This is a genomic window from Sphingomonas sp. AC435, assembly GCF_979253005.1.
Window position 1 is genome coordinate 344,176 of record NZ_CEEDCJ010000004.1, and the last position, 22,208, is coordinate 366,383.

At 66.6% G+C, this 22,208-nt stretch carries 21 protein-coding genes; 10 read left to right on the forward strand and 11 right to left on the reverse strand.

Translation table 11 applies throughout. The features are described 5' to 3' along the window. Positions 1-83: 83 nt before the first annotated feature. A complete protein-coding gene (aspS, locus tag AC0CH8_RS10670; RefSeq protein WP_465239860.1) occupies positions 84-1,907 on the forward strand; it encodes an aspartate--tRNA ligase in 1,824 nt (607 codons plus the stop codon). 39 nt (positions 1,908-1,946) lie between these two features. Here aspS and AC0CH8_RS10675 read toward each other — a convergent pair whose 3' ends face one another. After that, positions 1,947-2,576 (reverse strand): carbonic anhydrase, encoded by a 630-nt coding sequence (locus tag AC0CH8_RS10675; RefSeq protein WP_204193275.1) that lies wholly within the window; start codon positions 2,574-2,576, stop codon positions 1,947-1,949. A 185-nt stretch (positions 2,577-2,761) separates the two neighbouring features. On the opposite strand from AC0CH8_RS10675, the gene lipA reads away from it, so the two are divergent. Together lipA and AC0CH8_RS10685 are read left to right on the forward strand one after the other, a co-directional pair. Beyond that, positions 2,762-3,715: a lipoyl synthase gene (lipA, locus tag AC0CH8_RS10680; RefSeq protein ID WP_211534338.1), complete on the forward strand. Its 954-nt coding sequence runs from the start codon at positions 2,762-2,764 to the stop codon at positions 3,713-3,715. A 6-nt stretch (positions 3,716-3,721) separates the two neighbouring features. Then, positions 3,722-4,210 carry a type II toxin-antitoxin system RatA family toxin gene (locus tag AC0CH8_RS10685; RefSeq protein WP_465239861.1) on the forward strand — a complete coding sequence of 163 codons (489 nt, stop codon included), beginning with the start codon at positions 3,722-3,724 and terminating at the stop codon, positions 4,208-4,210. Here the strand turns inward: AC0CH8_RS10685 and AC0CH8_RS10690 are convergent. From AC0CH8_RS10690 to AC0CH8_RS10700, 3 genes are read right to left on the reverse strand one after another with little or no spacing between them, the layout of a single operon-like run. Then, entirely contained in the window at positions 4,141-4,674 is a 534-nt protein-coding gene (locus AC0CH8_RS10690; protein ID WP_465239862.1) for a CinA family protein, read from the reverse strand. The two genes, AC0CH8_RS10685 and AC0CH8_RS10690, sit on opposite strands and share 70 nt — an antisense overlap. Beyond that, positions 4,671-5,195, reverse strand: coding sequence for a hypothetical protein (locus AC0CH8_RS10695; RefSeq protein ID WP_465239863.1), 525 nt, complete (start codon positions 5,193-5,195; stop codon positions 4,671-4,673). Before AC0CH8_RS10695 ends, AC0CH8_RS10690 begins: the two co-directional genes overlap by 4 nt. Continuing rightward, the gene (locus AC0CH8_RS10700; RefSeq protein ID WP_465239864.1) at positions 5,192-6,349 is read right to left on the reverse strand and encodes a bifunctional 2-C-methyl-D-erythritol 4-phosphate cytidylyltransferase/2-C-methyl-D-erythritol 2,4-cyclodiphosphate synthase; all 1,158 of its coding nucleotides are present in this window, start codon (positions 6,347-6,349) and stop codon (positions 5,192-5,194) included. Before AC0CH8_RS10700 ends, AC0CH8_RS10695 begins: the two co-directional genes overlap by 4 nt. An 86-nt stretch (positions 6,350-6,435) precedes the next feature. Between AC0CH8_RS10700 and dusB the strand changes: the two genes are divergently transcribed. The 7 genes from dusB (at position 6,436) to hflX (ending at position 15,568) form a co-directional block, all read left to right on the forward strand. After that, positions 6,436-7,434, forward strand: a complete 999-nt coding sequence (gene dusB / locus AC0CH8_RS10705) for a tRNA dihydrouridine synthase DusB (RefSeq protein WP_465239865.1) — start codon at positions 6,436-6,438, stop codon at positions 7,432-7,434. Further along, positions 7,421-8,494 carry a two-component system sensor histidine kinase NtrB gene (locus tag AC0CH8_RS10710; RefSeq protein WP_465239866.1) on the forward strand — a complete coding sequence of 358 codons (1,074 nt, stop codon included), beginning with the start codon at positions 7,421-7,423 and terminating at the stop codon, positions 8,492-8,494. Before dusB ends, AC0CH8_RS10710 begins: the two co-directional genes overlap by 14 nt. After that, positions 8,491-9,903, forward strand: a complete 1,413-nt coding sequence (gene ntrC / locus AC0CH8_RS10715; protein WP_465239867.1) for a nitrogen regulation protein NR(I) — start codon at positions 8,491-8,493, stop codon at positions 9,901-9,903. The genes AC0CH8_RS10710 and ntrC overlap by 4 nt, the downstream gene beginning before the upstream one ends. Positions 9,904-9,971: 68 nt before the next feature. Further along, entirely contained in the window at positions 9,972-12,212 is a 2,241-nt protein-coding gene (locus AC0CH8_RS10720) for a sensor histidine kinase (RefSeq protein ID WP_465239868.1), read from the forward strand. A 21-nt stretch (positions 12,213-12,233) separates the two neighbouring features. Then, on the forward strand, positions 12,234-13,607 hold the full coding sequence (gene ntrX / locus AC0CH8_RS10725) for a nitrogen assimilation response regulator NtrX (protein WP_465239869.1): 1,374 nt from the start codon (positions 12,234-12,236) through the stop codon (positions 13,605-13,607). A gap of 64 nt (positions 13,608-13,671) precedes the next feature. Next, positions 13,672-14,265: an RNA chaperone Hfq gene (gene hfq, locus AC0CH8_RS10730; protein WP_318293449.1), complete on the forward strand. Its 594-nt coding sequence runs from the start codon at positions 13,672-13,674 to the stop codon at positions 14,263-14,265. A gap of 10 nt (positions 14,266-14,275) precedes the next feature. Further along, on the forward strand, positions 14,276-15,568 hold the full coding sequence (hflX, locus tag AC0CH8_RS10735) for a GTPase HflX (RefSeq protein ID WP_465239870.1): 1,293 nt from the start codon (positions 14,276-14,278) through the stop codon (positions 15,566-15,568). Here hflX and mazG read toward each other — a convergent pair. The 7 genes from mazG to AC0CH8_RS10770 all read right to left on the reverse strand — a co-directional run bounded on the left by mazG (position 15,549) and on the right by AC0CH8_RS10770 (position 22,203). Continuing rightward, positions 15,549-16,253, reverse strand: a complete 705-nt coding sequence (gene mazG / locus AC0CH8_RS10740; protein WP_465239871.1) for a nucleoside triphosphate pyrophosphohydrolase — start codon at positions 16,251-16,253, stop codon at positions 15,549-15,551. The genes hflX and mazG overlap by 20 nt on opposite strands. Positions 16,254-16,313: 60 nt before the next feature. Then, positions 16,314-16,898 (reverse strand): retropepsin-like aspartic protease family protein, encoded by a 585-nt coding sequence (locus AC0CH8_RS10745; protein WP_465239872.1) that lies wholly within the window; start codon positions 16,896-16,898, stop codon positions 16,314-16,316. After that, positions 16,895-17,653, reverse strand: coding sequence for an MBL fold metallo-hydrolase (locus AC0CH8_RS10750; protein WP_465239873.1), 759 nt, complete (start codon positions 17,651-17,653; stop codon positions 16,895-16,897). The genes AC0CH8_RS10745 and AC0CH8_RS10750 overlap by 4 nt, the downstream gene beginning before the upstream one ends. Beyond that, entirely contained in the window at positions 17,650-18,426 is a 777-nt protein-coding gene (locus AC0CH8_RS10755; RefSeq protein ID WP_465239874.1) for a TatD family hydrolase, read from the reverse strand. Before AC0CH8_RS10755 ends, AC0CH8_RS10750 begins: the two co-directional genes overlap by 4 nt. Next, a complete protein-coding gene (gene metG / locus AC0CH8_RS10760; RefSeq protein ID WP_465239875.1) occupies positions 18,426-19,976 on the reverse strand; it encodes a methionine--tRNA ligase in 1,551 nt (516 codons plus the stop codon). The genes AC0CH8_RS10755 and metG overlap by 1 nt, the downstream gene beginning before the upstream one ends. Before the next feature lie 75 nt (positions 19,977-20,051). After that, on the reverse strand, positions 20,052-21,023 hold the full coding sequence (locus AC0CH8_RS10765; RefSeq protein ID WP_465239876.1) for an AAA family ATPase: 972 nt from the start codon (positions 21,021-21,023) through the stop codon (positions 20,052-20,054). Positions 21,024-21,027: 4 nt separating this feature from the next. Next, positions 21,028-22,203 (reverse strand): D-alanyl-D-alanine carboxypeptidase family protein, encoded by a 1,176-nt coding sequence (locus AC0CH8_RS10770; protein ID WP_465239877.1) that lies wholly within the window; start codon positions 22,201-22,203, stop codon positions 21,028-21,030. Positions 22,204-22,208: the final 5 nt, after the last annotated feature.

A 22,208-nucleotide genomic window follows, 5' to 3' on the forward strand; every position in this document is an offset into this window, starting at 1 on the left:
GGCGAAGGCCGGGGTCCAGTTGCGAGCAGCCCGAGACTGGACCCCGGCCTTCGCCGGGGTGGCGCGTATGCGAGATGAAACCCATGCACGCCTATCGCTCCCACACCTGCGCCCAGCTCACCGCCGCGGACGTCGGCCAGACCGTCCGCCTGTCGGGCTGGATCCACCGCAAGCGCGATCATGGCGGCGTGCTCTTCGTCGACCTGCGTGACCATTACGGCATCACCCAGGTCGTCGCCGATGCCGATTCGCCCGCGCTGCCGGTGCTGGAAGCGGCGCGAACCGAGTCGGTCATCACCATCGACGGCATCGTGAAGGCGCGCGCGGAGGGCACCGCCAACGCCAACCTCGCCACGGGCGCGATCGAGGTCTTTGCCCGCGCGGTGACGGTGCAGAGCGTCGCGCAGGAGCTGCCGCTGCCGGTCGCCGGCGACGCCGAATATCCGGAGGACATCCGCCTCCGCTATCGTTTCCTCGATCTCCGTCGCGAGCGGCTGCACGCCAACATCATGCTTCGCAGTCAGGTGATCGCCAGCGTCCGCCAGCGGATGATCGGGCAGGGCTTTACCGAATTCCAGACGCCGATCCTGACCGCGTCGTCGCCGGAGGGTGCGCGCGATTATCTCGTTCCCAGCCGCGTCCATCCGGGGAAGTTCTACGCGCTGCCGCAGGCGCCGCAGATGTTCAAGCAGTTGCTGATGGTCGCGGGGTTCGATCGCTATTTCCAGATCGCGCCCTGCTTCCGCGACGAGGACGCGCGTGCCGATCGTTCGCCGGGCGAGTTCTATCAGCTCGACTTCGAGATGAGCTTCGTCACGCAAGAGGATGTGTTCCAAGCGATCGAGCCCGTGCTGCATGGTCTGTTCGAAGAGTTTGCCGACTGGCAAGGTAAGGGTCGTCAGGTTTCGGCATTGCCGTTCCGTCGCATCCCGTATCGGGAGTCGATGCTGAAATACGGCAACGACAAGCCGGACCTCCGCAACCCGATCCTCATCAGCGATGTCAGCGCGCATTTCACCGGCTCCGGCTTCGGCCGCTTCGCCTCGATCGTCGAGGCGGGCGACGTGGTCCGCGCGATCCCGGCACCGGCGACGGCGGACAGGAGCCGCAAGTTCTTCGACGACATGAACGCCTGGGCACAATCGGAAGGGTTCGCGGGCCTCGGCTATGCGACCCGCAAGGGCGGCGAGTGGGGCGGCCCGATCGCCAAAAATCACGGCGAAGAGGGGATGGCGAAGCTGGCCGCGGCGCTCGATCTCGGTCCCGACGACGGCGTGTTCTTCGCCGCGGGCAAGGAAGCTCAGGCCGCCAAGCTCGCCGGCCTCGCGCGCACCCGCGTCGGCGAGACGCTCGGCCTGATCGATCCGAACCGCTTCGAATTCTGCTGGATCGTCGACTTCCCGATGTTCGAATATGACGAGGACGCGAAGAAGGTCGACTTCAGCCACAACCCTTTCTCGATGCCGCAAGGCGAGATGGAGGCGCTGGAAACCAAGGACCCACTCGACATCCTCGCCTACCAGTACGACATCGTCTGCAACGGCGTGGAGCTGTCGTCCGGCGCGATCCGGAACCATCGTCCGGAAATCATGTACAAGGCGTTCGAGATCGCCGGCTACACGCAGGCCGATGTCGATACGAACTTTGCGGGTATGATCAATGCCTTCAAGTTTGGCGCGCCTCCGCACGGCGGCTCCGCTCCAGGCATCGATCGCATGGTGATGCTGCTGGCCGGCGAGCCGAACATCCGCGAGGTCGTCGTCTTCCCGATGAACCAGAAAGCGGAGGACCTGATGATGGGCGCGCCCAACTTCGCCAGCGCCAAGCAGCTTCGCGAACTCAACCTCCGCTCGACCGCAGAGACGAAGAAGGACATCGACAAAGCTGTCGCGCCAAACGCCGGATAAGAAAACGGCCCGGCGGGGAGTACCGCCGGGCCTGATCGTTCAGGCGGCCTCGAACGCGTCGTTGTCCTGCAACACCTTCAGCTTCCCATCGGCGATCGCAAAGACGGCGCCGTGAATCTTCAGCGATCCGTCGGCGACACGTTCCTGGATGAACGGGAATGTCTGAAGGTTGGCGATCGACACGCGGACGCACTCCTGCTCCAGCGCCGTCTGCCCTTCGGCACCGGTGCCGTGCTCGGCCACCACCTTTTCGCGCGCACCGTCGAGCAGCGTGATCCAGTCCTTCACGAAGCCACCATCGCCGTGGCTCGACTGCGCCAAGCTCTGCGTCAGCGCGGCGTTCACGCCGCCGCATGCGCCGTGGCCCAGCACGACGATCTCCGCCACCTTGAGCTTCGTGACGGCGAATTCCACTGCTGCCGACACGCCGTGATAGCCGCCGCCCGTTTCATACGGGGGGACAAGGTTGGCGACGTTGCGCACGACGAACACTTCGCCCGGGTGCGTGCCGAAGATCGTTGCCGGATCGACGCGGCTGTCGGAGCACGCGATGACCATCACTTTCGGCGACTGGCCCGAGGCGAGTTCCGTCCACCGCTCGCGCTCGGTCAGCCATTCCGTACCACGGAACTTGTAGTAACCCTCGATCAGGTCGGAAAAGTCGGTCATCTGCACTGAAGCTCCATCTTGGGCCGAATCGGCCGTTGGCATCCTAACCGGTGTTGGTCCGTCCGGTTCCTGGCTTGCGACGCGCCGTTACCGCATTGCGACAAATAATGACAAGTCTGTCATGTTCCGTATCGCCGGATGCACTTTCATGTGACATTTGGCCGGCGCAATCCTATCTGCACCTCATGAACGACATGACGCCGCTCGCCCCTATGGATGGTCGCCCGGAACGCGTCCGCAAGCCCGACTGGATCCGGGTGAAAGCCCCGACGAGCGCCGGCTTCGCCGCCACGCGCGAACTGATGCGCTCGAAAAGCCTGACCACCGTCTGCGAAGAGGCGGCGTGCCCGAACATCGGCGAATGCTGGTCGAAGAAGCATGCGACGGTCATGATCTTGGGCGACACGTGCACCCGTGCCTGCGCCTTCTGCAACGTCAAGACGGGCATGCCGCGCGCGGTCGATGCACGGGAGCCGCAGAACGTCGCGGAGGCGGCGGCGCAGATGGGCCTGCAGCATATCGTCGTCACCTCCGTCGATCGCGACGACCTCCCCGATGGCGGCGCGTCGCAGTTCGTGAAGGTGATCCACGCGATCCGTGCCGCCAACCCCACCACCACGATCGAGATTCTGACCCCCGACTTTCGTAACAAGGCGCAGGCGGCGATCGAGTCGATCGTCGAGGCGCGGCCCGACGTCTACAATCACAATCTCGAAACCGTGCCCCGCCTGTATCCGACGATCCGCCCCGGCGCGCGCTACTACGCGTCTTTGCGGCTGCTCGAATCGGTCAAGCGCCATGACCCCTCGATCTTCACCAAGTCCGGCGTGATGCTGGGCTTGGGCGAGGAGCGGCTGGAGGTGCATCAGGTGATGGACGACATGCGCTCGGCGGACATCGATTTCCTGACGATGGGGCAGTACCTCCAGCCGACGCCGCGCCACGCGAAGGTTGCGGAGTTCGTCACGCCCAAGGCGTTCGACGCCTATGCCGGCATTGCACGCGCGAAGGGCTTCCTGCTCGTCGCGTCGTCCCCGCTGACCCGGTCGAGCTACCACGCCGGCGACGACTTCGCGAAGCTGCGCGCCGCGCGCGAGGCGAAGCTGGCACCACGGCCGCGGGCCGTGATCGCGGTATGACCGCCTATGCCTAAGCATCAGGAAACGCGGCATCTTCCGTACAGTGCGGAGCAGATGTTCGACCTCGTCGCCGACGTGAAGCGCTATCCCGAATTCCTACCCTGGGTCACCGCGATGCGCGTCCGCAAGGACGGCGAGACGGAGACGCTGGCCGACATGATCGTCGGTTTCAAAGGGCTCCGCGAGACGTTCACCAGCCGCGTCGAAAAGGCGCGGCCGGAGACGATCCGCGTCGACTATGTTGAAGGGCCGCTCAAATATCTCCGCAACGACTGGCGTTTCCGACCGGAGGAGCAGGGTTGCGCCGTCGACTTCGCGGTCGATTTCCAGTTCAAGAACCGCGTGTTCGAGATGCTCGCTGGGCAGGTGTTCGGCACCGCTCTCCGCCGCATGATCGGCGCGTTCGAAGACCGCGCCGCCGTCCTTTACGGTGCCTCCAACTCGGCTTCCGGCTCCAGCGGCATCAGCAGTTCGAGCGCGCACAGCGCCGCCTGAAGCCGCACGCCGCCCCGCCCGGTATCCGGGAACAGCCGGCGGTCGGCATGCACGTCGTTGGGATCGCTGTCCTTTTCGGCTCGCGCGAAGACCACGGTACCGACCGGTTTCTTCTCGCTGCCGCCGCCCGGTCCTGCGACGCCGGTGATCGCGACCGCAACATCCGCACCGGTCTTCTCGACGGCGCCCCGCGCCATGCCCCACGCGACCGCGATAGACACCGCGCCGAACGTCTCGACCAGATCGCGGCCGACCTTCAGCAGATCGGTTTTCGCCTCGTCCGAATAGGTGACGATCGACGCAACGAACACGTCCGACGATCCCGGCACCTCGGTCAGCGCCGCCGCGACGAGGCCGCCGGTGCAACTCTCTGCGACCGCGATCCTGCGCCCCGCCTTGCGGTTCGCCTCGACGACGCGCTGCGCCGACTCGACGAGCTGCGCGGGGAGGAGCGTGTCCGTCACGCTGCCGGGCACAGCGGCAGGGCGGGGACGCCGGACTTGCCGCCGCCGCGCTCGTTCATCTTCAGATACTGGAGCACTGTCACGACGATGCTCGCCGTGTTACGCGCTGGCAGCGGCTCCAGTTGCGTGACGAGCCGGTCGATCGTGCCGCAATCGTTCAGGTCGATGCGCCCGACGATCAGCGGCACGACGATGCTGGTCAGCACCGGCCGCGCATAGTCGGATGCCAGCAACAGATCGGCGGCCGGATCGCTCAACTTGATGATCGCCGACTTGGCACCCGGCCAAGCCCGGTCGGCGGCTTGTTGATATTTCAGGATCAGCGGCCCGTCGGGACGACGGATCAGGCTGGCGGAGGGCAGGCGCGCGGTGCACACGCGGCCCGTCTCGCGGATGATCTCCGGCAAGGCCACGAGCGCGAGCGACTCCGCCTCCGCATTGTTGAGGCAGGGCTTGGCCTGCGCCGCCGCGGGTGCGGCGAGTAGCGCCATCGTCACGAACATGGTCGTAAGGCGCATCATGCCTGTCCTCCACGGCCCACGCGCGGCACGCTGATCGTGGCGATCGCCTGCGCGGCGATGCCTTCTTCGCGGCCCGTGAAGCCCAGCCGCTCGGTGGTCGTCGCCTTCACGCTGACCCGGTCGGGGGTCAGGTTCAGGATGTCGGCGATGCGCGCGACCATCGCCGCCCGGTGCGGCCCGATCTTCGGCGCCTCGCACAGGATGGTCAGGTCGACGAAGTCGATGCGACCACCCTTGTCGGCGACCAGCTTCGCCGCATGCGCCAGAAACTGGTCCGATGCCGCGCCGCGCCACTGCGGATCGCTCGGCGGGAAATGCGTGCCGATGTCGCCCGCCGCGATCGTGCCGAGTACGGCATCGGTCAGCGCGTGCAGGGCGACGTCGGCGTCGCTATGCCCCGACAGCCCTCGATCATGCGGGATCAGCACACCGCCAAGCCACAATTCCTCGCCCGCCTCCAGCCGGTGGACGTCGAAGCCGCTGGCGGAACGGCTTTCCCACGCGAGGCGCGCCTCGGCGGCCGCGAAATCATCGGGATAGGTGATCTTGTCGAGCATCGCGTCGCCCTGCACCAACGCGACGCGTCCGCCAAGCCGTCGCACCATCTGCGCGTCGTCGGTCGCCTCTTCGTCGGCGGGCCAGCCGGCGTGCGCAGCGCGCAGCACGTCCAGGCGAAAGCCCTGCGGCGTTTGCACCCTGTGCAACCCGGCGCGCGGCACGACCTCTCCCAGCAGCGCGTCGCCGCGCACCAGCGTGTCGGCCACGGCCAGTACCGGCGTCGCGCCATCGTGATCGTCCAACGCGGCGACGACGCGGGCGATGACCGCGGGCGACAGGAACGGCCGGGCCGCGTCGTGGACCAGCACGCGCTTCACATCGGCAGACAGGGCCGCCAGTCCATTCGCGACCGACTCGCGCCGTGTCGCGCCACCTTCGACGAGCTGCACATCGGCTCCAAGCGCCGATCGCGCCAGCGCGCTTTGACCGGGACCAATCACCAACACCACCTCATCGACCTGACCGGCCAGCGCGGCGAAGGCATGCGCAACCAGCGGCCGGCCCGCGACCGTCGCGAATTGTTTGGGTACGCCGCGCCCCGCCCGCGTGCCGGACCCGGCGGCGACGATCAGTGCTGCGGTGCGATGACGGAGCATTGGGCAGCGGTAGCGCGCACCGCGGACGACCGCCAGCCTTGCGTCGAGAGGCCCTTTCCGCTAGGCGATGCCCGGTTTTCAGGTACATGCAAAAGCTTTCCCCCATCCAGATCGGGCCCGTCCGGATCGATTGTCCCGTCGTGCTCGCGCCGATGACGGGCGTGACCGATATGCCGTTCCGCACCCTCGTGCGTCGCTATGGCTCGGGGCTCAACGTCACGGAGATGATCGCCAGCCAGGCAGCCATTCGCGAGACGCGTCAATCGATCCAGAAGGCCGCCTGGCATCTGTCCGAAGAACCCGTCTCCATGCAGCTCGTCGGCTGCACCCCTTACGAGATGGGCGAAGCGGCCAAGCTGGCGGAGGATCGCGGCGCGGCGATCATCGACATCAACATGGGCTGCCCGGTCCGCAAGGTAACGAACGGCGACGCCGGATCGGCGCTGATGCGCGACTTGAAGCTGGCCACGCAATTGATCGATGCGGTCGTGAAGGCGGTCTCCGCCCCGGTGACGCTGAAGATGCGCATGGGTTGGTGCCACGACAGCCTCAACGCGCCCGAACTCGCCCGCATCGCCGAGGATCTCGGCGCGAAGATGATTACGGTCCACGGTCGCACCCGCAACCAGATGTACAAGGGGCAGGCCGACTGGCGCTTCATCGCGAGCGTCAAGCAGGCGGTGTCCATCCCGGTCATCGCGAACGGCGACATCAACTCGATCGAGGACGCTGAGGCTGCGCTCGAACAATCGGGTGCGGACGGGCTGATGATCGGGCGTGGCGCGTACGGGCGTCCGTGGTTGCTCGGGCAGGTGATGGAATGGCTGGAGACCGGTCGCCGCCGGCCCGATCCTGATCTCGACGAGCAATATCGCGTTATTACAGAACATTACGATGCGATGCTGGAGCACTATGGCACATTCACCGGCGTCAACATGGCACGCAAGCATATCGGCTGGTACACCAAGGGGCTGACCGGATCGGCCGAGTTCCGCAACGCCGTGAATCAGGAGCCGGATGCGAACCGGGTCAGGGCGATGCTCGCAGAGTTCTACGCCCCCTGGCGTCGCCTTGCCGCAGCCTGACGGGCGACCCGGCGGTGGGCAGGGTCGGCCCGGCTTCGGCGACCTGTTCGCTGCCTTGCCGGTCGCGGTCGTCGTCATCGACCCCGACGATCGCATCGCTCACGCGAATGCGCTGGCCGAGCAGCTGCTGAACCTGTCCGAGCGCGTCATGCGCGGGCAGCCGCTGACCGCGATCCTGCCCCCGCCCGAAGCGACTCATGACCGGGGCGGCTATGGCTATGCCGTCTACGACACGGAGATCGCGACGGCTCGGGGCGTCCGCATCCGCGTCGATTTCGTGGAAGCGGCCGTCGCGGATCATCCCGGCTGGCGGACGATCACGCTGCATACCGCGGCCGGCTCCCACCGGCTCGGCCACACCGCCGACCGGATCGGTGGCGCGCGCGCGGCCGAAGGGGCGGCGGCGATGCTGGCCCACGAGATTCGCAATCCCCTGTCCGCCATTCGCGGTGCCGCGCAATTGCTGGGACCAAGCGAACTCACGCATCTGATCGTCACCGAGGTCGATCGCATCGCAGCACTGATCGACCGGATGCAGGAGTTCGGCGACACCCGGCCCCTGCCGCTGACCGCCGAGAACATCTATCCTTTGCTCGATCATGCCCGTGCCGTTGCGCTGGCCGGTTTCGCGCGCGGCGTGGCGATCGAGGAACGCTTCGATCCCTCGCTCCCGCCGGCGCTGATCAACCGCGATGCGCTGACTCAGGTCATCATCAACTTGTTGAAGAACGCCCGCGAAGCCGTTCGTAGCGAACGTGATCCCCGGCTGGTGATGAGCACCGCCTATCGCCACGGCATCACGCGCAGCGCCGCGATTGGCCAGCCGCGCGTGCCGCTGCCGATCGAGATCTGTGTCATCGATAACGGGCCGGGCGCGCCGGCCGATATCGCCGACCATCTGTTCGAACCGTTCGTGTCCGGCCGTCGGGAGGGGCAGGGGCTCGGCCTCGCGCTCGTCGACAAGCTGGTCCGCGACATGGGCGGCATCGTCCAATATGCGCGGGAGGGTACGCCGGAGGCGACGGTGCTGCGCCTGCTCCTGCCGAGAGGAACGATATGAGCCGCGTCCTGCTGGTCGATGACGATGCCGCGATCCGCACCGTCGTCGCGCAGGCGCTTCGCCGCGCCGGCCATATCGTCACTACCGCCGACAGCCTCGCCCAACTCGACCGCGCGATCGCCACCGAGGTACCGGACGTGCTCATCACGGACGTGATCCTGCCGGACGGTGACGGCATCGACCATGTTCGCAGCCTGCTGACGCTGCACCCGCAATTGCCGGTGATCGTGCTGTCCGCACAGAACACGCTCACCACCGCTGTCCGTGCGGCCGACCTTCAAGCCTATGATTATCTGCCCAAACCCTTCGATCTGGACGTGCTGGCACGAGCCGTCGACGGTGCGCTGACTCGCGGCAAGGGGACTGCGGAAGATTCTGTGGCAGAGGATGCGACGCTCCCGCTGATCGGGCGATCGGCGGCGATGCAGGACGTCTATCGCGTGATCGCCCGCGTCGTCTCGACCGATCTGACCGTGCTGGTCTCCGGCGAGTCGGGCACCGGCAAGGAACTGGTCGCCCGCGCGATCCATGATCTCGGCAGCCGTCGCGCTGCGCCGTTCGTCGCGATCAACATGGCCGCGATCCCGCGCGAACTGATCGAGGCGGAACTGTTTGGGCATGAACGCGGCGCCTTTACGGGCGCGGCCGCGCGCAACGCCGGCCGCTTCGAGCAGGCATCGGGCGGCACGCTGTTCCTCGACGAGATCGGCGACATGCCGATGGAGGCGCAGACGCGGCTGCTGCGCGTGCTCCAGACCGGCGAGTTCACCACCGTCGGCGGCGCGCGGACGATCCGCGCCGATGTTCGCATCGTCGCCGCGACCAACCGCAACCTCGCCGATCAGGTCGCGGCGGGGCTTTTCCGAGAGGATTTGTTCTACCGCCTGAACGTCGTACCGCTCAGCCTTCCGCCGCTGCGTGAGCGTGGTGACGATGTCGTGATCCTTGCCCGCCACTTCCTTGATGCCGCCGCCGCCGAGGGGCTGCCGCGCCGCCAGCTCGCCGCCGACGCTGCCGAGGTGCTGCGTGCGCACGATTGGCCGGGCAACGTCCGCGAGCTGGAGAATCTGATGCGCCGGCTGGCGGTGCTGACCCGGGACGAGGTGGTCGGCGCGGACGCGATCACGGCGATTCACGGCACCCGCGTCAGCGCAGCGCCGCAGGTCAGCGTCGACTTCGATGAGGCCGTCCGCACGCTGGTCGGCCGGATCGCGCGCGAGCGGCCGGAGGCGCTGGAGGACGGCACGCTCTACGATCGCGTCATTGCGGAGGTGGAACGCCCGCTGATCGAGACTATGCTGGCACGGCACGGCCAGAACCAGCTTCGTGCGGCGCGGGCGCTGGGCATCAACCGGAATACGCTGCGCAAACGGCTCGACGCCCTGGGGCTCGATCCGCGGAAGCCCTGATCGCGAAAAGCTCCGTCTCACCAAGATTGTGGTTTTCATGCAACGGTCGACCTTGTAGGGCGGCGATAATGATCGCCACCGCGACGCCGTTCCAGCTCGACGACACGCCCTCGCGGCGGCTTCGGGTGACGCCCGCAGTAGAGGTCGCGGTGCTGGTGCTCGCGGTGTCGATCGCCGTCGCCAGCTACTTCATCCTGTCGGGATTCGATGCCCCCGAACGGCTGATAGCGCCGCCGCTGGTCGCGCTTCTGCTGGTCGCCAATCTCGTCCCCGGTATCGCGCTGCTGATGCTGCTCGGCCGTCGCATCGCCCTGCGCCGCGCCGCCCGGTCGCCTGTTGGCGGAGAGGGGCGATTGCACGTTCGACTGGTCGCCATCTTCTCCGTCATGGCCGCCGTCCCGATGCTGCTCGTCACCATCTTCGCGTCGCTGCTGTTCCAGTACGGCGTGCAGTTCTGGTATTCGGATCAGGCGCGGACGATGATCAACAACGCCACCGATCTGGCGACGACCGCATACCAGATGAGCCTCGACCGCTGGACGAGTGAGGCGACGGCGATGGCGAACGACCTTTCCGGCACACTCGGGCAGGTTCCGGTCGATAGCGAGCAGTTCAAGGAGTATTTCGGCCGGCAAGTCTATCAACGCAACTTGAACGAAGCCGCAATTTACTATGATTCCCCCAAAGGGGAGGTGCAGACGATCGCGCTGGTCAATCCCTATAATCGTGATCTGCGACAAGTAATCGATCGAGCTAAAATCAAGTTGCTGCTTGCCGGCCAGCCGTTCGTTGTAACCGACACGGGTCAACGCATCCAAGTCATCACCAGAATGCCAGAAATTGACGGCGCTTATCTATACGCTGGCCGATTTACCAACTTGGCGTTCATGAACGACCAATCGAAGCGCGCGCGCGCCGTGCGCGGGGATTACCGTACCCTGCTGGCGCAAGCGCGCAGCCTGCAGCTGAAATTCAACGCCGCCCTGCTGGCGATCTCCTTCCTCATCGTCGGCGTGGCGGTCTGGATCGCCTTGAACGTCGCGGATCGCCTCGTCCGGCCGGTCGGCGAACTCGTCGCTGCCGCGCGCCGGGTTGCGGACGGGGACCTCGCGGCGCGCGTTCCCGACCCGCGCAGCCGCGACGAGGTCGGCACGCTCGCCCGCGCGTTCAACCAGATGACCGGCCGGATCGAGGCGCAGAACGGCACGCTGCTGTCGGTCAACGAACAGCTCGAAAGCCGGCGCGCGCTGATCGAGGCGGTCATGGCGGGCGTCTCCGCCGGCGTCGTCGCGACCGGGCCGGACCGCAGCGTCAGCATCGCCAACGCCTCCGCCGTCCGCCTGCTCGGTCGCCCGGGCGAGGACGGCGTGGTCGGCCAGCCGCTGCGTCACATCGCGCCCGAACTCGATGCGCTCGTCGATGCCGGCGCGCGCGAGGCGGTGGTGCAGGTGGGGGAGGGGGCGGATGCCCGCACACTGGCGGTGCGCATCGCGCATATCGACCGCGGACCGATCCTGACCTTCGACGACGTGACGCAGCAACTGGTGGATCAACGCCGCGCCGCCTGGTCCGACGTCGCCCGCCGCATCGCGCACGAGATCAAGAACCCCCTGACCCCGATCCAGCTTGCCGCGGAACGGCTCCAGCGACGCTATGGCAGCAAGATCGAGAATGACGACGGTACTTTCGCTCGCCTGACGGAGACGATCGTCCGGCAGGTCGGCGACCTCCGTCGGATGGTCGATGAGTTCTCGTCCTTTGCGCGCATGCCCAAGCCGGTGTTCCGCGAGGAATCGCTGATCGACGCTGCGCACGAGGCGCTGTTCCTGCACGAGGTCGCGCACCCGAACGTCCGCTTCGCGCTGGTCCATGACGATCCGCCCCCAGGCCTCGTCTGCGATCGTCGCCAGATCGGGCAGGCGCTGACCAATATCGTCAAGAACGCCGTCGAGGCGATCGAAGCCACCGGGCGCGATGGTGGCGAGGTGACGATGACGCTGGGCGAGGACGCGGGCACCGTCATCGTCTCCGTCGCGGACGACGGCGTCGGCCTACCCGCCGCGCGCGAACGCATCGTCGAGCCCTATATGACGACCCGCGCGCGGGGCACCGGCCTGGGCCTCGCGATCGTCAAGAAGATCGTCGAGGAGCATCTCGGCACGATCGAGTTCGCCGACCGAGACGGTGGCGGCACGATCGTGACGATGCGGTTCGACGCCGCCGGCCTGTCGCGGCTCGATCAGGGGGCGACCACACCGGAGCCGGCCGGGGAGGGCCAGCTTGCATCGCTGACTTCACACCGAACATGAACAACTGGCGGACATAGTATAATGGCGCTCGACATCCTGGTCGTTGACGATGAGACGGACATCCGCGAACTGGTCGCGGGTGTGCTGGAGGACGAGGGCTACGGCACGCGTGCCGCCGCGCACAGCGATGCCGCGCTGGAGGCGATCGCCGAACGTCGGCCGTCGTTGGTGCTGCTCGATGTCTGGCTGCAGGGGTCGCGGCTCGACGGACTGGAGCTGCTCGACGAGATCAAGCGCCGCGACGCGTCGATTCCGGTGCTCGTCATCTCCGGTCACGGCAGCATCGACACCGCCGTTGCCGCGATCCGCAAGGGCGCGGTCGATTTCATCGAGAAGCCGTTCGAGGCCGAACGCCTGCTGCTGATGGTCGCGCGGGCAACCGAGACGGAGCGGCTGCGTCGCGAAGTCGCATCGCTGCGCGCCTATGCCGGTCGCGATACCGACCTTACGGGTAGCTCCGCCGCGATCAACGGCGTCCGCGCGACGTTGAAGCGCGTCGCGGCGACCGGTAGCCGGGTGCTGATCGTCGGCCCCGCCGGGGTCGGCAAGGAAGTCGCGGCGCGGCTGCTGCACGGCTGGAGCCAAAGAACCGCGGCACCATTCGTGATCGTGTCGGCGGCGAACATGACCCCTGAACGCGTCGAGGAGGAGCTGTTCGGGGTGGAGGAGGGCGGCGACCTCGTCCGACCGGGGCTGCTCGAACAGGCACATGGCGGCACGCTGTTCCTGGACGAGATCGCCGACATGCCGGTGGCGACGCAGGCGCGCATCCTGCGCGTGCTGACCGACCAGAGCTTCACCCGAGTCGGCGGCAGCCGCGTGGTGAAGGTCGACGTGCGGGTCGTCTCCGCCACCTCGCGCAACCTGACAGAAGAGATCGCCGAGGGGCGATTCCGCGAAGACCTGTATTACCGCCTGAACGTCGTTCCGGTGATCCTGCCGCCGCTCGCGGATCGGCGCGAGGACATCCCGCCTCTGGTCCAGCATTTCATCGCGCACTATGCCGCCGAGCGTCGGGTTCCGACCCCGGAAATTGCGCCGGATGCGATGGTTGCGCTGCAATCCTATGAATGGCCGGGCAATGTCCGCCAGCTTCGCAACGTTGTGGAGCGGACCGTCATCATGGCTCCCGGCGATCGCATCGGCCGGATCGATCTCGATCTGCTGCCCGCCGAAGTGCTCGGGCAGGGTGCCGGTAGCGGCGGCGGATCGACCGCGATTATGGGCGCACCCCTGCGGGAGGCACGGGAGTCATTCGAGCGGGAATATCTTCGCGTCCAGATCCGTCGCTTCTCCGGCAATATCTCGCGCACCGCTAGTTTCATCGGCATGGAACGCTCCGCCTTGCATCGCAAACTGAAGTTGCTGGGCATTACGGAAACACGCGAGGACTGACCTGAATTGGTGAAGTGACGGTAAAAACGCCTTCCATCTCGGTCGCACGACCTTCACTTCTCGGGTGGTCGTCGCCATAACGGGATGGCCGGACGCAGCGTCCGGTTTCCGACGCCGGAAAACGGCGCATCGCGGGGCATCGCTCCGCCAACAAGAAGGGTGCCGCATGGCCGAAAAACAGACTTCGCTTCAGGACCTGTTCCTGAATGCCCTCCGCCGTTCCAAGACACCGGTGACGATGTTCCTGGTGAAGGGCGTGAAGCTTCAGGGCATCGTCACCTGGTTCGACAATTTTTCCGTGCTCCTGCGCCGCGACGGGCAGTCGCAGCTGATCTACAAGCATGCGATCTCCACGATCATGCCGGGCGGCACGTTCGATCTCGATCCGATCCTCGACAGCATCGGCGAAGCGCAGCGCAAGTCGCCGCTGTTACAGGAGTTGTTTCTGAACGCCGTACGCAAGTCCGAGGACAGCGTGACGATGTTCCTCATCAACGGCGTCATGCTGCAGGGCCAGATCGCCGGGTTCGACCTGTTCTGCATGCTGCTCCAGCGCGAGGGTATGGTGCAGCTCGTCTACAAGCATGCGGTGTCGACGATCCAGCCGGCGCGCGCGCTGAACCTGTCGGACGAACAGAACGAGCCGGTCGAGGATTGAGGAAAGAGTCTTGAGCACAGGGTTCGATCGCGATCGTGACGACGTCGCCCGCGGCGCGCGCGCCGTCGTCGTTTTGCCGGACCGCGGCGACTCGTCGCGCGACGTGGATGCGCGGCTGGAGGAATGTGCCGGCCTCGCCGCAGCGATCGGGCTGGAGGTCGTGGATCGCGTGGCGCTTCGCGTCCGGACACCTCGACCTGCGACGCTGATCGGCAGCGGCCAGATGGCAGAGCTGGCGACCCGCGTAACGATGGAGGAGGCGACCCTGGTCGTCTTCGATGCGGCATTAACGCCGGTGCAGCAGCGCAATCTGGAAACCGGGCTGTCCGCCAAGGTCATCGATCGCACGGGCCTTATTCTCGAAATCTTCGGTGAACGCGCTGCAACGGCCGAGGGGCGGTTGCAAGTCGAACTAGCGCATCTCGACTATCAAGCGGGACGGTTGGTGCGAAGCTGGACCCATCTCGAGCGGCAACGTGGTGGCTTCGGCTTCCTCGGCGGCCCCGGCGAGACGCAGATCGAGGCCGACCGTCGCATGATCCGCGACCGCATGGCGCGGCTGCGGCGCGAGCTGGAGCAGGTCAGCCGGACCCGCGGGCTCCATCGTGACCGCCGGCAACGCGCACCTTGGCCGGTGATCGCGCTGGTCGGATACACCAACGCTGGCAAGTCCACGCTGTTCAACCGCCTGACCGGGGCGGATGTAATGGCCGAGAATCTGCTGTTCGCGACGCTCGACCCGACCCTACGGCAGATTTCGCTGCCCGGAATCGACAAGGCGATCCTGTCCGACACCGTCGGCTTCGTGTCCGATCTGCCGACGCAACTCGTCGCCGCGTTCAAGGCGACGCTGGAAGAGGTGGTGTCGGCCGACCTGCTGATCCATGTGCGCGACATTGCGCACCCCGATACCGAGGCGCAGCGCGCCGACGTGGAGGCGGTGCTGGAGGAGATTGGCGTCACCGCGTCGACGCCGCGGTTCGAGGCCTGGAACAAGCTCGACCTGCTCGACGCGGACCGCCGTTCGGATGCGCTGGAGCAAGCCGCGCGGCGCAGCGACGTGAAGGTGATCTCGGCGCTGACCGGGGAGGGGGTGGACGATCTGTCGACGGCGGTCGCCGCGCGCCTGACGGAGGGGCATCGCCGCTACACGATCACGCTGGACAGCTCGGACGGGGCAGGCGCTGCGTGGCTGCACGCCAATGGCGAAGTGCTGGCGCAGGCGACGGAAGACGATTCGACGACATTCGATGTCCGGCTCGGCGAAGAGGATTACGCCCGGTTCAACCGTCGCTTCGCTTGACTGCGGCCCACAGCTCTTCCTTCTGGTCGAGCGACAGTTCCACGAACGCCGAACCGCCCAACGACTCCATACCGGCGAAACGCCGCTCGAACTTGCCGTTGGCATCGCGTAACGCCGCTTCGGCGTCGATACCCTTGTGACGTGCATAGTTGACGACGCTGAACAACAGATCGCCGACTTCTTCCGTCAGCGTGTCGGGCGTCGCCTGATCGATCTCGGCGAGTTCCTCGTCGATCTTGGCGCGCGGCCCTGCGGCGTCCGGCCAGTCGAAGCCGACACGGGCCGCACGCTTCTGTAGCTTCTCGGCCCGGCTGAGCGCCGGCAGACCGAGCGCGACACCCGCCAGCGCCCCTGCGTCGGCAGCGCGTTCCGCCGCCTTCATCCCGTCCCAATCGGGGCGACCCTGCGCTGTACCGAAGATGTGCGGATGACGGCGTTCCATTTTGTCGGCGATCGCCGTGGCGACATCGTCAAAGGCGAACAGGCCGTCTTCCTCGGCGATCCGGCTTTGGAACACGACCTGGAGCAGCAGGTCGCCGAGTTCGTCGCGGACATCCTCCACCGAACCGCGGGCGACGGCGTCCGCCACCTCATACGCTTCCTCGATCGTATAGGGCGCGATCGTCGACCAGCTTTGCGCGATGTCCCAATCGCAGCCGCCGTTCGGATCGCGAAGCCTCGCCATGATCGCAAGCAACCTTTCAAGCGGCTGACGAGAGTCGTCGATAATATGCATTATGTAAAACTACGCCTCGTTTGGCTGCAGGATCAAGATGCGTCCCTCGACGCGCCACGATGCCAACCGCAACAGGAAGTTCATGCCGATGATGTCCTGATCGCCGAACGCCTCCGACACCACGGCAGCGATGTCGGTAACGGTGACGCTGCCCACCTTGAGCGTCTTGATCGTCACGCGGTGAGCGACGATTCGGCCGTTGGCGGTGTCGATCATCACCGGGAACGCGCTCTCGTTCAGGTCCAGCCCGGCGGCCTTGGCGGTCGCGACCGACAACGCGATCGTTGTCGCGCCGCTGTCGACCAGCATCGGCGCGCGCACGCCGTTGATCGACGCGACAGCGTGGAAATGCCCATCCTCGCCCATACCGATCCGAGTCTCCGAACCGCTGACCTCCTGATCGTCTAGGACGCGGCTTAGCGACGGCAATTTGTCGCGCTGACTTACGAGCAACAGCCCGACCGCGAAGATGCCGATCCACGCCGCCGCCATCTTCATCGTCTGCCCGAATGGCGGCCGCCGCGCGATCAGCGCTGACAAGGGCAGCAGGATCATCAGCCCGTAGAACAGCATGTCCACGGACCGCTCGCTCACAAGACCAGTCCGTCATAGCCCGGCTCGACACCCGCCGGCAGCGCCGCCGCCAGCGTCGCGTAGTCGAGCGTATGATCCATATGCACGGTCGCCGCCCGCGTCGGCTTCAGCTCCGCGATCCAGTCCACTGCCTGTGCGACGGTCGGGTGCGTCGGGTGCGGCTCGTGGCGCAGCGCGTCGATGATCAGCACGTCCAGGTCCTGATACAGCGTGCGCATAGCGCCGGTCATGGCGCTGAGATCGGTGGCATATCCGATCCGCTTACCGCCCGCATCGAAGCGTAGCCCGGCGCTGGTGATGCGCCCGTGCGGCTGATCCGCGACCGCAACGTCAATTCCGCCGATCGTCAGCCGGTCCGGCAAGATGTTCGCCGCGACCGTCGCCGGATAGCCGCCCTTGCCAGCAAACACATAGGCGAACCGATCCTTCAGCACCGCCAGCGTCGGACCCCGCGCGTAGCCGGGCACTGGGTGGCCGAGCACATGATAGAGCTGCCGCAGGTCGTCGATTCCGTGGCAGTGATCGGCGTGGTCGTGGGTCCAGATCACCGCGTCGATCCGCCCGACACGCGCTGCCAGCAACTGCTCGCGCATGTCGGGACTGGTATCGACGAGGATGCGTGTGTCCTCATGCTCGACGACGATCGACGCGCGCGAGCGGCGGTTGCGCGGATCGCTCGGGTCGCACGCTCCCCATTCGTTGCCGATCCGCGGCACGCCGGTCGACGTGCCGGAGCCGAGGATGGTGACCTTCACGCGCGGGTCTTGGCGAACAGCGCGTGGAAGTTCTGCGCCGTCCGCTCCGCCAGCATCGCCGGATCGTCACCGCGCAGCTTGGCGACGAACGCCAGCGTGTCGGCCACGAACGCCGGCTCGCCCGGCTTGCCCCGATGCGGCACGGGCGCTAGGAACGGCGCATCGGTCTCGACCAGCAGCCGCTCGACCGGCAGATCGCGCGCCGTCGCCTGAAGGTCGACGGCATTCTTGAACGTCACGATTCCCGAAATCGAGATATAAAACCCTAAATTCAGCGCCGTGTCGGCAAATGCTCGGCTCGCGGTGAAGCAGTGGATGACGCCGGGATAGGCCCCCTTCCCCATTTCGTCCGCCAGGATCGCGGCAGTATCATCCTCCGCATCGCGCGTATGGACGATCAACGGCAGGCCGGTATCGCGACACGCGGCGATATGGGCGCGGAAGCTGGCCTGCTGGCGTTCGCGATCCGAATGGTCGTAGTAGTAATCGAGGCCGGATTCACCGATGCCGACCACCCGAGGATGTGCGGCCCGCTCGACCAGCTTGGCGGTGTCGATATGCGGATGCTGGTCGGCCTCGTGCGGATGGATGCCGACCGTCGCCCAGACATCGGGCTCGCGTTCCGCGGTCGCGAGCACGGCATCCCACTCGCGTTCACGCGTCGCGATGTTGAGCATCGCCGTCACCCCGCGCGCACGGGCCCGCGCCAGCACCGCCGGCTGATCTTCGACCAACCCCTTGTAGTTCAGGTGGCAATGGCTGTCGGCGAGCATCAGGCGACCTCCGCCGGCAACTCCAGCCGGGGGAAGGCGGGCGTTGGTGCGGCGAGGCGGAAACCGCTGGCAACCTGTGCCGCGTACCAGCCGTCATCGTCGATCGCCGCATGATCGCGGGCGTCCGCGCCCAGCAGGTCGAGGATCGTCGCCGCGCCCGTCGGCACCACCGGCAGGATCGCGATCGCCAGCATCCGGATCGCGCGAACCAGCGTGCCGAGCACGGCGTGCATCCGTTCCGGGTCGGTCTTGCGGAGCGACCACGGGGCCTGCACGTCGATATACTGGTTACAGGCATAGACGCCGCGCATCCACGCCTCGATACCCTGGCTGAGCGAAAGGTCGCCGAACGCCGCCTTCAACGCGGCGCACGCCACGACGACTTCCTCGGTCAGGACCGCATCGGCATCGTCGCGCCGGCCGGTATCTGGAAATGCGCCGTCCAGATTCTTGGCGATGAACGACAAGGTCCGCTGGGCGAGGTTGCCGAACGCGTTTGCCAGTTCCGCGTTGACGCGCGTGACGATCGCCTCGGGCGAATAGGAGCCGTCCTGTCCGAAACTGACCTCGCGCAGGAAGAAATAGCGGAGGGCGTCGATCCCGAATGCGTCGGCCAGCGCCATCGGATCGACGACGTTGCCGACCGATTTCGACATCTTTTCGCCGCGGCTCAGCAGGAAGCCGTGGCCGAACACGCTCTTGGGCAGCGGGATCTTCGCCGACATCAGGAACGCCGGCCAGTACACCGCGTGAAACCGGACGATGTCCTTGCCGATCAGGTGCAGGTCCGCGGGCCAGAACCGCGCGTTCGGTGCGCCCGTATCAGGATAGCCCGTGCCGGTCAGATAGTTGGTCAGCGCATCGACCCACACATACATGACGTGCCCCGGGCTGCCCGGCACCGGCACGCCCCAGTCGAAGCTGGTTCGCGAGACCGACAGGTCCGACAATCCGCCTTCGACGAAGCGCATCACCTCGTTGCGGCGGCTGTCCGGCCGGATGAAGTCGGGCTCTGCCGCGTACAGGTCGAGCAGCGGCTGCTGATATTTCGACAGCCGGAAGAACCACGTCTCCTCGGCGGTCCACTCGACCGGCGTGCCCTGCGGCGACAGGCGATCATCGCCCTCCCCCGTCAGTTCCTTCTCGTCGTAGAACGCTTCGTCGCGAACGGAATACCAGCCCTCGTACCGGTCGAGATACAGGTCGCCCGAGTCCACCATCGCCTGCCAGATCGCTTGGCTTGCGACGTAGTGGTCCGTATCCACGGTGCGGATGAACCGATCGTACGAGATGTGAAAGCGATCTGCCATCTCGCTGAAATGCGATGACATTTCATCAGCGAAGGCACGGGTATCCAGCCCCCTCGCCCGTGCCGCCTGCGCCATTTTCAGCCCGTGTTCGTCCGTGCCGGTCTGGAACAGCACGTCGCGTCCGGCCTGCCGCTGAAAGCGGGCAATGACGTCGGCGGCGACCATCTCGTACGCATGGCCGATATGCGGCCGCCCGTTGGGATAATGGATCGCGGTGGTAATATAGAAGGGGTCACCCATAGTGGCTGTCCCTACGGCGCAGGCCCCGCACTGGCAATGTCCGAACCGCGCGGCGGTGTATACATCGGCACGGGATCAGGCGGCGTGCAGCCTCGCGACAATCCCCGCCATCTCGAACACCGTTCCGCTCGCATCGAGCGACAGGCCGCGGGCGGCTCCGGCGAGATCGCGCGCGGCGGCATGGGCGTCGAGCGCGGTCCGCAACGGCTCGCCCGACCGCGCCTTCGCCACGCCGGCGATGAAGGCCGGAACGCGGTCGAGGAACGCTTCGTAACGGGCCTGCGCCGGCTTGCCCGCTAGTTGCTTCGCCAGTGCCGCACGTCGACCATTGTCGGGATCGCCGTCGGCCGCGATCGCGGCGATCGCCTGATCCACGTTGGCGAGATCGAGGCCCGCGAAGCGCAGCCCCCGTCCCGGCGCGCCGTCAGCGGCGGTCACCAGCGCGGCGATTTCCGCCTCGTCCGCCTCGGGCAACTGCGCGCGCAGAACGGTCGCAACCTCCGCGTCGGTCAGTCGCTCGAATCGCAGCAACCTGCACCGGGACCGGATCGTCGGCAGCAGCTTGCCGGGTGCGTGACTGACCAGCAGGAAGATCGTGCCGACCGGCGGTTCCTCCAGGTTCTTGAGCAAGGCGTTCGCGCCGTTGCGCTCCAGATCGTCGATCGCGTCGATCACCACCACGCGACGGCTGCTCATCGCGGGCGCGGTGGCGAACATCGGCTGAAGCGTGCGGACCTGCGCGATCGTGATCGACCGCGCCAGCTCCGGCTTGTCCGGGTCCTTCTGCAACCGCTCCAGCAGCCGGTAATCGGGATGCGAGCCCGCGGCGAACAGCGACGCGGTACGATGGCCCTCGGGTACCGCGAACCCCCGCGGCAGCGACGGATCGACCGCCTCCGCCAGCATCCGCAGTGCCGCGGCGCGGGCAAAGCTGGCTTTGCCAACCCCCTCCGGCCCCGCGATCAGCCACGCATGATGCAGCGAGCCACTATCCAGCGCCGCGCGGAAGCTCGCCTGCGCCGCCGCGTTGCCGAGGGGTGACGTCACCGCGTCACCCGAAGAACGAGGTCAGCCCGTTCCACGCGCGGCGGAAGAAGCCCGCCTCTCCGACATCGGTCGCCGCGACTAGCGGCAGGCGCTGTTCGGGCACGTCCGGTGAGGAGACGACGAGGTCGGCGATGTGCTGACCCGCCTTGATCGGCGCCTTGATCGGGCCGCTATACACGACGCGGGCCTTCAGTTCGGGGGCGAGGCCGGCGGGCAGTGTGACGGTCAGCGCCCTTGGCGCGACAAGGCCGACGGTGGACGAATCGCCCATCTGCACGTCGGCGGTCTCGACCTGCTTGCCCTTCGCAGCAATCGGCTTGGCCTGCCACGCGCGGAAACCCCAGTCCATCATCCGCACCGACTCCTCGGCACGCTGTCCGAAGGTGTTCAGTCCGGCGACCACCATGACGAGGCGTCGGCCATTCTGCTCCGCCGAGCCGGTGAAGCCGTAACCTGCCTCGTCGGTATGGCCGGTCTTCAGGCCGTCGGCGCCGGCGACGCGGCCCAGCAACGGATCGCGATTGGCCTGCGTGATCTCCGCGCCGCCCATCGTCTTGCCCCAGGTGAAGTCCCGGCGCGAATAGAACTGCTTGTAGAGTTGCGGGAAGTTGGTGATCGTCGCGTCCGCCAGCTCGGCCAGATCATGCGCCGTGACGAAGGTCACGCCATTGTCCGGCCAGCCGTTGGAGGTGCCGAAATGGCTGTTCTTCAGGCCGATCTGCCCCGCCATCCGGTTCATGCGTTCGGTGAACGACTGTTCGGAGCCGGAGATATGTTCCGCCAGCACGACGCACGCGTCGTTCCCCGACAGCGTGACGATCCCGTAAAGCAGGTTGGCGACGCTGACCTGTTCGTTCGCCGACAGGAACATCGTCGATCCCGCCGCCGGGCCGTGCCAGCGCTGCCACGTCTCCGGGCGCACCGTGACCATGTCGTTCAGCTTCAGCTCACCGCGCTTGATGAGGTCGAACGCGACGTAGACCGTCATCATCTTCGCCATCGATGCGGGCGGCATGCGGCGATCGGCGTCGCGCGCGAACAGCACCGCGCCCGTCGACAAATCCTTCAGATACGCGATCGGCGCGGGCGTCTGGAACTGCGGCGCGGCCGCGATCGAGGGCACGGCCAGCGCCGCGAGAGCGAGCGGTGCGGCGAACGGAGCGAGGTAAAGCCTGGTCATGTCAC